Genomic DNA, 9,809 nt, shown 5'->3' on the forward strand with positions numbered 1-9,809 from the left:
CTTCGTCCCGCAACGCTCTCCAAAACTCAAAACTCTCTTCCTCCACACCCCACACCCACAAGGGGGACAAGGGGGAGAGTTAAAACTCAAAACGGACTTCGTCCCGCTGCGCTAACAAAACTCTCTTGCCCCTAGCCCGAAACTACTTTAATTTCTGTTTAATGAAATTCATCATCTGAGTAACCTGTTTCTTCAATGTCTCAATTTCAGCCTGCATTTTTTCCACTTTGTCGTTAAGGGCTTTAATTTCTGCGGTTGAAGTACCAGATGATTCAGTAGGTGCTGAAGTTGGTGCGGCAAGGGAGGAGATGGGTGCGGTGATGGGGCGTTTTTTCGCCTTCCCCATGGCATCCTTAATGGCATCAAGGAGTTGTTTCTTTTCAAATGGCTTTTCGACAAAAGAAAAATACTCAAAAGGCTCCGGTATTTTCTCTGTTACTTCTTCTCGCCGCCCGGACATCAACACTAAAGGGGTGGATTGAAGCTCCCCACTACTTTGAATTTCCTGAAATACTTCCCAACCACTTTTTTTGGGCAGGAGAAAATCCAGCATAATTAGATTAGGACGTGCTTGTCGAATTAAATTTAGTCCTTCAATACCATCTTTAGCCTCCAACACTTCACAGTTGGCAGGTAACATTTCTTTAACTCTTGTGCGAATGACTTTGCTATCATCAATTACCAGTATTTTTTGACTTGCCACAACTTACTCCTTTCATGAGGTGATTGAGAGAAAAAAAATTAATAAACATCTCCATGAATTAGCTTTTAACCCAGACAGGGCAAGGGTTTGAGATTCTATTTTGGAGATGTATAATAGTGTAAGACAACTATTATTGACTTGAGATCGATAATGAATCTCTGAGTTACCAATATAATGTGAATCCGCTACTGTCGATCAGCCCTTGATTAAGCCCAGCGCCATCATTGCCCCATACCATACGAAGTCTACTATGTCTGTTAAAGGTGATACAAATGATGACCGATACCCTGAATTATTTACTATCTTGAGATTGATCTCGAACTCGACAGAAATCTCCGGCCCTGATTCTAGATTAATCCGATCGGCTCGATCGCTGCAGATTGCCTGATAATAGCATTATCAGGCAATCTGTTGGTTGGTGATGATTCCTGTGGCATTAAGGTTAATGCCCATAATGGAAGTTATTGTCACAAGACTTACCATGCTACATGACAGATAGTTCTAATGTTGTATTAGTAAAGGATAACGCACCCTAGAGATCGAGGTTTTGCGTAAGTTCTTTATAAATTAAATCGGTTAAAATTTCTCAAGAGTACTGCTCCTGTCAATCGCCCGCCAAAATTATATGGATTTGCCTCTTGATATCAACAAATCTACCACGTCTGAGTCCGATGGCTTCTCCCGCCAGAGCGATCGCACAAGTTGGCGCAAAGAAATTGAATCCATCCCTAGCTGGTTGCGCCGCCCCATTGGTAAGGCTAGCGAAATCTCAACCGTACAGCAAATCGTTAAAGCTAGGCAAATTCACACTATTTGTGAAGAGGGGCGCTGCCCTAACCGAGGTGAATGCTATGCCAATCAGACGGCAACTTTTTTATTAATGGGTCCTACATGTACCAGGGCTTGTGCTTTCTGTCAAGTAGATAAAGGTCACTCTCCCATGCCCCTTGACCCAGAAGAACCACAAAAAGTAGCCGAAGCGGTAAAATTATTGGGTTTACGTTATGTAGTGCTAACTTCAGTAGCGAGAGACGATTTGCCAGATGGGGGTGCGAGTTGGTTTGCTAAGACGATGGCGGCAATTCGGCAAGAAAACTCAGAAATACAGATAGAAGTGTTAACTCCTGATTTTTGGGGTGGCAAAAGTGAGGAAAAATCTGCAACAGACTTACAGTATCAGCGGGTAGCAACGGTAGTTGAGGCTAATCCTGCTTGTTATAACCATAATATCGAGACAGTGCGACGATTACAGGGAAGAGTGCGCCGGGGTGCGAAATATGAACGATCGCTAGATGTGCTAAAAATAGTGAAAACCCTTAACCCGACTATTCCTACCAAATCAGGATTAATGTTGGGACATGGAGAAACCGTTGACGAGATAATTGAGGCTATGGTAGATTTGCGTCATGGTGATTGCGATCGCATTACCATCGGTCAATATATGCGTCCTTCCTTAGAACACCTCCCTGTGGTAAAATATTGGACACCTGATGAATTTACCCAATTGGGTGCGATCGCACAAGATATCGGTTTTTCTCATATCCGCTCTGGTCCATTAGTTCGTAGTTCTTATCATGCTGGTAATTAGTTGTTAGTTGTTAGTTGTTTGTTGTTTGTTATTATTTACCAATCAATAACTAATAACTAATATAGCAGTCGCCAGTGCAATTAAGACATCCGAAAACGCCACAACAAAGTCACAGCAGGCATTTCACTTTTGACTTTTGCTGTAACCAATAACCAATAACAAACAACCAATAACCAATAACAAACAACCAATAACCAATAACAAACAACCAATAACCAATAACCAATAACCAAATCAAATAGTCCCTCTAAACAAACCTTGAGGGCGAATTAAAAGCATCAAAACCATCACAACTAAAGCGACAGCTAACTTATATTCCGATCCCAACCAAGGGACACTTAATTCTTGTGCTAAACCAATAATGATAGCACCCAAAATAGCCCCATAAGGATTACCAATACCGCCAAGAATAACAGAGGCAAACATAGGTAAAATTAGAAACCAACCCATATTAGGACGAACAGCAGTAATTAAACCATACATAGCACCACCGAAAGCAGTTAAAGTGCCCGTAATCACCCAAGTCCAAATTACAACTTGCTCCACATTAATACCCGATACGCGAGCCAAATCAACATTATCTGCCACAGCACGCATAGCCTTACCGATTTTAGTATTTTGGAGTAAAAAGTGGAGAGCTGCGATCGCGAATACTGCCATCACCACCACAATAATGCGGTAATACGCCACCTTTACCCCCATGAGATCGATAGCAGGGACAACTGGCAAATTATAAGATTGATTACCACCACCCCAAATAAAAATAATCCCATTACGGAGGAATAGAGCCAGGCCAATAGAGAGGATAATGAGACTAGTAGAGCTAGCACGAGCATTACGCATCGGTTGCCATAACCATAACTCAGATAGTAGCATTACCAATACTGTACCTACAGCACCAAGAATCATAGAAATCCAGATATTAACGCCATTGATATTAGCCAGCCAGGTAAAATAAGCGCCCAAAGTCATAAAATCACCGTGAGCGAAGTTAGAAAGACGCAAAATCCCATAAGTTAGAGTCAAGCCAATAGCTGCCAAGGCAATAATGGAGCCTAAAGCAATACCATTGACAATTAGTTGTTCCGTGGGGACTTGGGCTAGGATACAATTATGAGCGATCGGCATTATCACTGAGAAAAAGTGCTATGTAGAGTAACGAGCATAAACTAGCGATCGCTCTCTAGTCAATCATGTCCCACTCCCATCCTTCGTGTCTTCGTGGTTAAATAATTCCCCCTACAGACAAGTTGCCAGATCCTGTAGCGTTTGTAAAGGCACTTGCTCAAGACGGCGATGAGCCAATTGAGTGGATAATTCCAGGATATGCTGAGTCAGGAAAGAGCGGTGGAGAAGCTGACGCGCTCGTGGGCGTAGAGTTAGCCAAGGAATTGGCTGTGTGATGCAATCTGTAGCCCCTGCAACAAACGCCTCTTCAATTGAGGTTGTATCCTGGGAACTCGTAATTATCAGGATAGGTGTGGATAATTTAGCGGGAATTTTCCTGAGTTGGCGACAGCAACTAAAGCCATCTATTCCTGGCATCATGGCATCTAAGATCACCAAATCGGGATGGAAAATTTTGTAAGCTTCTATACATTGCTGGGCATTGTATGCTTCAATAACTTGATAGCCCTCAGTTTCCATCTCCAGACAGAGAATAGCTCGCGTGAATTGATCGTTGTGGGATACGAGGATGAGGGGAGCCTTTTGGGAATTCACACAAGTTTCCCAGCCTAATTTCGATATTTCTAGCGGTTTGGATGTCGCCATAAAGCACGATTCCTGAATTGAAGAATTCTGGTGATGGATCTAGCTAATAATTTAATTTAGTATATAAATGTGAAAATTTTGTGAGGAAGGCATGTAACTCGATAAAGTTTTTATTTCTCTAAACTAGATTTAGTTGCCGCTTAACTTACCAGTTTTTACATATTTTATTTGGAGGAGTTACGCGGCTACATTAGACTCCTAGGAAAAGGAAGCTGAAACTCTTACCCTATTTAGACGAAAACCTCATTCCTGGTATATTACATATAATGGTAATGGTGCCTTAGCAATCCATAACGCACCATAGAGATAGATGAGTTAGCCTCATCGCCAGTACCCTAAAATTAAATTTGCGCAATTGACCCAGAATTTGGTATAAATTAAGTTATATTTTGACGAATGCCTAGCTGGTTAAATCGTCGCTGGTAGGTTAATTATGTCCAAAGTTTCAAAAAAGATCTGTATTCTAGGTTGCGAAATCGGAAAAAGTCGATTGAATCCTTATTTATTAGACTACCAGTGCAACGATCTGCATTATTCAACTATAGGAGTAAAAATTTATCACAAAGCGGTAGAATTAACTGAGCGAGAACTAACTTTCCAGTTTGTAATTTGGGATTTAGCCAGCCATAGTAAATACAATAGACTATTAAACTCATACCTGAAAGGAGCCAGTGGCGCTCTGGTAGTTGCTGATATCAATCGCCAGGAGACTATTGAGAAGTTAGTTAAATATGTTCAGCTTTTTTTCTCAATCAATCCCCATGGGGTTGCCATGGCAATATTGACTCAACCTGAAATAGGAAAAGAGCTACCAATAATTTATCTAGTTCAGTTTAAACAGGGGGAGCAATTAATCCTCAGTTGTCAATCCTATCCTAATACCTACCAATTCATGGATGAAATTTTTAAAACATTGGCTATTGAAATAGTAGAGCCAGATATACTACCAGTAGTATCAGAGGATTAGTTAATATTGTTCCCATGAGATTGGTTGATCGTGAACTAAATTTAGCTCTCAAATCCAGATCGGATTGTCCAAATCATCCCGCCAATCAACCAGAAATAGTTTTCCTGGAGCAGATAATTGTTGTTTGCTGTAATCCATCTCTATATTGTATGATACCTTGTACTTAAGGCTGGAGGTGTTTTTGAATATTTTCTCAACTTTGCCTGACTTTAAGGCGCTGACAGCATTGATTGCTTCAATTTTGTCCTCTAGGGTATAGGGTTCCGCAATGCCAAAAGACTTCAGGAGGTTAGTCGCAGCTTCTAATTGATGATTTGGATATTTAGCCATGATTTATGCACCTCGATTTACAGAGATCGACATTATCATTGTCTCTCCTCCTTAAGTTAAGAAAAAAATGTGAAGATTTTGTGAGCAGATCGATTAATCAATGGAGATTATTTATCTACTAATATGTAGAATCATTACCGTCTGCCATCAGGAATACCAAGCCTAGAGCGGGCGAGACGCTCTAGGATTCCAGAAACCCGGTTTTTCTGAAAGACTGGCGTTACTAACTAACCACAACCTGTTACCCATTCCCGTTGCGCTAGTGCATCGCGGCAGAAGTTTCTCACCAGTTTCAAAGGATTGATAGTTGTTTTCTCTCCCCTGCTCCCTGCTCAAGAGATCCCCTGCTCACAACTGATGAGTTATTTCTGCTAACCTGCGCTAGTTTCCGCTGCATTTTTGTCCTTTCCAGTCGATTCAGGATTCGAGCGACTAATTCAGGCACTACAATTGGCTTACTGACATAATCATCTGCACCTGCGACAAATACCTGATGGATTGACGGAGCGTCAGTGCGAGCAGACAGAAATAGAATAGGTAAGTCACCCCAACGCGGATCGTTTCGTACCGCTGCACATAAGTCAAGCCCACTAAATCCCGGCATCTCGATATCCAGAATCAACAAATCCGGGGAAAACTTCTCCAATACAGTCCAAAATCGTTGGGGATTATCTAGTAGAGTTAGATTAAATCCCCAAGGCTGTAATAAAGTATCAATTAAATCCAGAAGCCGAGAGTCATCATCTACAATCAATAGCTTAGAAATCTCAAGACTAGATCGTTGCCCGATGTCCTCGATCGCACTCTTCACCATATTAATGGAAATAGGCTTGCAGAGAAAACCCTTTCCACCTAAACGTGCCACTTTAACTCGATCCGCCAAATTATCTCGCTCTGCCAGTACAATAACAGGTAAAGGCGCTTCACTCATAGTCAGTTGCCGTAACAAATCGAAACCCTTCCGATTCTTTCCTCGCCAGTAAAGAGAGAGTAGCACAAGATCGGGTCTATTTTTTGCCAACGCATCCCTTATTTTGGATGGCTGACAAACTACCTCCACCTGAATTTCCAACGAAATCCCTTCTGATACTAAGTTTTCCATTAGCGGATCGTCATCCACAATTAAAACACGAGTCAAATCAGCAGTATTGACATCAGATTTTCTATTAAAAGTAGGTGAGACAGGAATAGTTTTTCCTCCTGAATTATTTGTGACTGATTCTGATACAGATGGACAAATTATCTCAGGTTCCTTTTTTATACTTTCGACTTTTGATTCTGGATCTTTCAGTCGATATCCTAATCCATATATTGTTTCAATTAGATCTTCAGCCCCACCATGATGAAGTTTCTTCCGCAAACTCTTAATATGGGATCTCACGGCATTTTCTGAAGGAGCCTCTTCATAATCCCAAAGGCGATTTAGTAGAGCGCTTTGACTGAAGATTCGATGAGAATTGCGTAAAAATAGTTCTAATAAACCATATTCTTTAGCAGTTAAATGTAATAATTTTCCCTGGCAACTTACCTCGCAGCTACTCGGATCGAGGCGCAATTCTCCCCACTGAATAATCGGGGAGATAGAGTCACTACTCCGACGGAGCAAAGCCCGAATTCTAGCTAATAATTCACCCACATCAAAAGGTTTAATTACATAGTCATCTGCCCCCGCATCTAACCCCTTGATTTTACTAGTGGTGGTATCTTGGGCGGTTAACAGAAGAATAGGAGTGCGATCGCCTATTTTACGTCGCCGTTGGCAAAAAGTAATGCCATCCAGCTTAGGTAACATCACATCCAGCAAAATTAGATCGTACTTCAAAGAATCCGCCAATTCCCAACCCGTTTCGCCATCAGGAGCATAGTCAACCAAATAATAGCGATCGATCAGTATTGTTTTGAGGATTTCTGCAAGATCCTCGTCATCTTCAACTAGCAGAATTCTCATATTGCTTCGCAGGTTAGAGATTAGAGGCTAAGGGCTAATTGCTAATTGCTAATCTTTCATTTATTCCCCACTCCAAAAAAACCACTCCCCACTCCCTAACTTATTAAGTTTTTACTTGAATAGCATATTCCCGAAATCTCTCTAAATCCGCCTGAATAGTAGATTCAACAATTCGTCCTAAAAATAAATTATCCATTAATTGACCAAGTACACCAGGAATATCGTAAGCAATAGTTAATTTTACAATACTACTACCATGGCGATCGTAAAAACGAACTGCTCCTTTATTGGGCAATCCATCTATAGATTCCCACTGAATAATCTGGTTGGGTACTACTTTTAGTATCCGAGATAGCCAGCTAAATTCAAAGCCACCGCTGGCTAGTTTCCAACGGGATAATTCTGGATCTTCTTCTAATACATGTACAGAATCAATCCATTTCATCCAGCGCGGCATTTGTTCTAAATCTGACCATAAGTTCCATGATAATTCAATGGGAACTTCTACTTCTACCTGTACGCTATGTTCGAGCCAATCTGACATGGTTATTGGTTATTGGTTATTGGTTGTTGGTTGTTGGTTATTGGTTATTAGTTATTGGTTATCATCTATAGCTGTTTTCAGTTGCATGAAGTACATAATAAAAACCCCCAGAAACCGGGTTTCTCTGTACCTCACTCAACTGAGCATCGCTATAAAAACAAACAACCAACAACTAACAACTAACAACTAACTATACTGTAGCAACAGGAGAACGTTCTGCCATATTTTTGACATTTTCCAGAATTGCTTTAGCCGCCCTACGCCCTGATATCGTTGCTCCTTCCATACTATCGATATAATCTTGTTGGGTATAACTTCCGGCTAGGAAAAAGTTATCGATTGGTGTCTTTTGGTCGGGACGATACACGTCCATACCAGGGGCTTCGCGGTAAAGGGATTGGGCTAGCTTAACTACACTATACCATGTCATATTCAGTTCGCGAGACGAGGGGAAGAGAGAGTGAACTTGTTTGAGGACATGTTGTGCGATCGCGTCGTTATTCTGTTTAATAAAAGGATCGCCTGGAGTTAGGACTAATTGCAATAGGGAACCCTGTCCCTCTCTATAATAATCGCTGGGACTGGTTAAAGCTAAATCGGCAAAACAGGAGAAGTCCGCATCTGGAGTATAAAGTAGATTATCCAGTCCCGCTGCTTGTTCTAATTGCTTCCGTTTCTGGGCATCATGTAACTCAGTTACCCAACCATCAAATCTTAGTTGTACCGTGGCTACTGGTACGGTATCCAACTTATAAATATTGTCAAATTCCGACCATTTGCGCCAAGCTTCGGGTAACAGTCTTTGTACACCGGGGACATCCGCCGCACAAACATAAGCATCGGCGGTAATAGTTTCTTCACTATCGCCATTAGAAATAACTAAGCCAGTAACTTTGGCTCCCGTACCATTATCGGTATAAAGGATTTCCCTAACTCGCCGCCGCGTATAAATCTTTGTCCCTCGCGCTTCCAGATACTTGATAATGGGTTTATGGAGATACTCATCCGGCGAACCTTCCAACATCCGCAAGACTGAAGCTTCAGTTTTAGCAGCAAAAAACTGGAAAATTGTCAACATACAGCGAGCAGAAATATTTTCCGTATCGATAAAACCGAGAGCGTAGGCGATAGGATTCCACATCCGTTTTAAACTGCCATCATTACCACCATGACTGCGAAACCAATCGGCAAAACTAATTTTATCCAAATCGCGAATAGTTTTCATCGCCCCATCGAAATCCACCAAACCTCGGACAATGGGACTAATACCGAGTGCGATCGCATTTTGTAGCTTATCCTGAAGAGTAAGCTGAGAAGTCGTAAAAAAAGCCTTCAATCCATGAAAAGGCGCACCCGTAAAAAAGCGAAAATCCAATTCCCCAGTACGACCCTCTTGATTAACAAAGATATGAGTATGATCCTTAATGCGCAAATTATCGCCCGCCCCCACCTGCTCCATCAACTCAAATAAATTGTAATAGCAGCCAAAAAAGACATGTAACCCCATTTCCACATGGTTACCATCAGCGTCTATCCAGCTACCCACCTTTCCCCCGACAAAGGGACGGGATTCAAAGATTTCCACCTGATGTCCAGCATCGACTAATTCTACCGCTGTCGCCATTCCAGCTAATCCCGCCCCGACTATCGCAACACGCATTGAGCCTTTTCCTGTTCAGTTTCTTTACAGATTGTAATGGAATTGGGTTAATTGGGGGTAGGGAGTGGGGAGTGGGGAGAGTAATAGATCTAGGTTGGGTTGACGTAAGGAAACCCAACCAAGCCAAGCTAATGGACAAATTTAGCTGTGTCACGCCAGTAGGGTGTATTCAGTAACCGCCAGAGAATACTATCTCTGTCTAATAGCTTAAGTCCATTAAAATTGAGATCTTGCACCAGTTGCAATAAACCGGAGGCTCTGCCTCTTATTGAGAATGGTGCAAGATCTCAGTTAAA

General features: G+C 41.7%; 9 protein-coding genes. 2 read left to right on the forward strand and 7 right to left on the reverse strand.

Translation table 11 applies throughout. The features are described 5' to 3' along the window. Nucleotides 1-142 precede the first annotated feature (142 nt). Nucleotides 143-703, reverse strand: a complete 561-nt coding sequence (locus tag NJ959_RS19685) for a response regulator (protein ID WP_254013444.1) — start codon at nucleotides 701-703, stop codon at nucleotides 143-145. A 625-nt stretch (nucleotides 704-1,328) separates the two neighbouring features. Between NJ959_RS19685 and lipA the strand changes: the two genes are divergently transcribed. Then, complete coding sequence (gene lipA / locus NJ959_RS19690) at nucleotides 1,329-2,291, forward strand: lipoyl synthase (protein WP_254013445.1); 963 nt, start codon at nucleotides 1,329-1,331, stop codon at nucleotides 2,289-2,291. 234 nt (nucleotides 2,292-2,525) lie between these two features. Here lipA and NJ959_RS19695 read toward each other — a convergent pair whose 3' ends face one another. Both NJ959_RS19695 and NJ959_RS19700 read right to left on the reverse strand, forming a co-directional pair. Next, nucleotides 2,526-3,419 carry a branched-chain amino acid ABC transporter permease gene (locus NJ959_RS19695; protein ID WP_254013446.1) on the reverse strand — a complete coding sequence of 298 codons (894 nt, stop codon included), beginning with the start codon at nucleotides 3,417-3,419 and terminating at the stop codon, nucleotides 2,526-2,528. Nucleotides 3,420-3,530: 111 nt separating this feature from the next. Next, nucleotides 3,531-4,064 carry a response regulator gene (locus NJ959_RS19700; protein WP_254013447.1) on the reverse strand — a complete coding sequence of 178 codons (534 nt, stop codon included), beginning with the start codon at nucleotides 4,062-4,064 and terminating at the stop codon, nucleotides 3,531-3,533. A 433-nt stretch (nucleotides 4,065-4,497) separates the two neighbouring features. Here NJ959_RS19700 and NJ959_RS19705 point away from each other — a divergent pair, with 433 nt between their 5' ends. Then, a complete protein-coding gene (locus NJ959_RS19705; RefSeq protein WP_254013448.1) occupies nucleotides 4,498-5,031 on the forward strand; it encodes a P-loop NTPase family protein in 534 nt (177 codons plus the stop codon). A gap of 48 nt (nucleotides 5,032-5,079) precedes the next feature. On the opposite strand, the gene NJ959_RS19710 is transcribed toward NJ959_RS19705, so the two are convergent. From NJ959_RS19710 to zds, 4 genes are all read right to left on the reverse strand, one after another. Then, nucleotides 5,080-5,361: a hypothetical protein gene (locus NJ959_RS19710; RefSeq protein ID WP_254013449.1), complete on the reverse strand. Its 282-nt coding sequence runs from the start codon at nucleotides 5,359-5,361 to the stop codon at nucleotides 5,080-5,082. A gap of 292 nt (nucleotides 5,362-5,653) precedes the next feature. Beyond that, complete coding sequence (locus tag NJ959_RS19715; RefSeq protein WP_254013450.1) at nucleotides 5,654-7,309, reverse strand: response regulator; 1,656 nt, start codon at nucleotides 7,307-7,309, stop codon at nucleotides 5,654-5,656. Nucleotides 7,310-7,412: 103 nt separating this feature from the next. Continuing rightward, nucleotides 7,413-7,853, reverse strand: a complete 441-nt coding sequence (locus tag NJ959_RS19720) for an SRPBCC family protein (RefSeq protein ID WP_254013451.1) — start codon at nucleotides 7,851-7,853, stop codon at nucleotides 7,413-7,415. Between the two features lie 190 nt (nucleotides 7,854-8,043). Beyond that, on the reverse strand, nucleotides 8,044-9,513 hold the full coding sequence (gene zds, locus NJ959_RS19725) for a 9,9'-di-cis-zeta-carotene desaturase (protein WP_254013452.1): 1,470 nt from the start codon (nucleotides 9,511-9,513) through the stop codon (nucleotides 8,044-8,046). Between the last annotated feature and the right edge of the window lie 296 nt (nucleotides 9,514-9,809).

It is taken from the genome of Limnofasciculus baicalensis BBK-W-15, from assembly GCF_024178385.1.
GTDB lineage: Bacteria > Cyanobacteriota > Cyanobacteriia > Cyanobacteriales > Coleofasciculaceae > Limnofasciculus > Limnofasciculus baicalensis.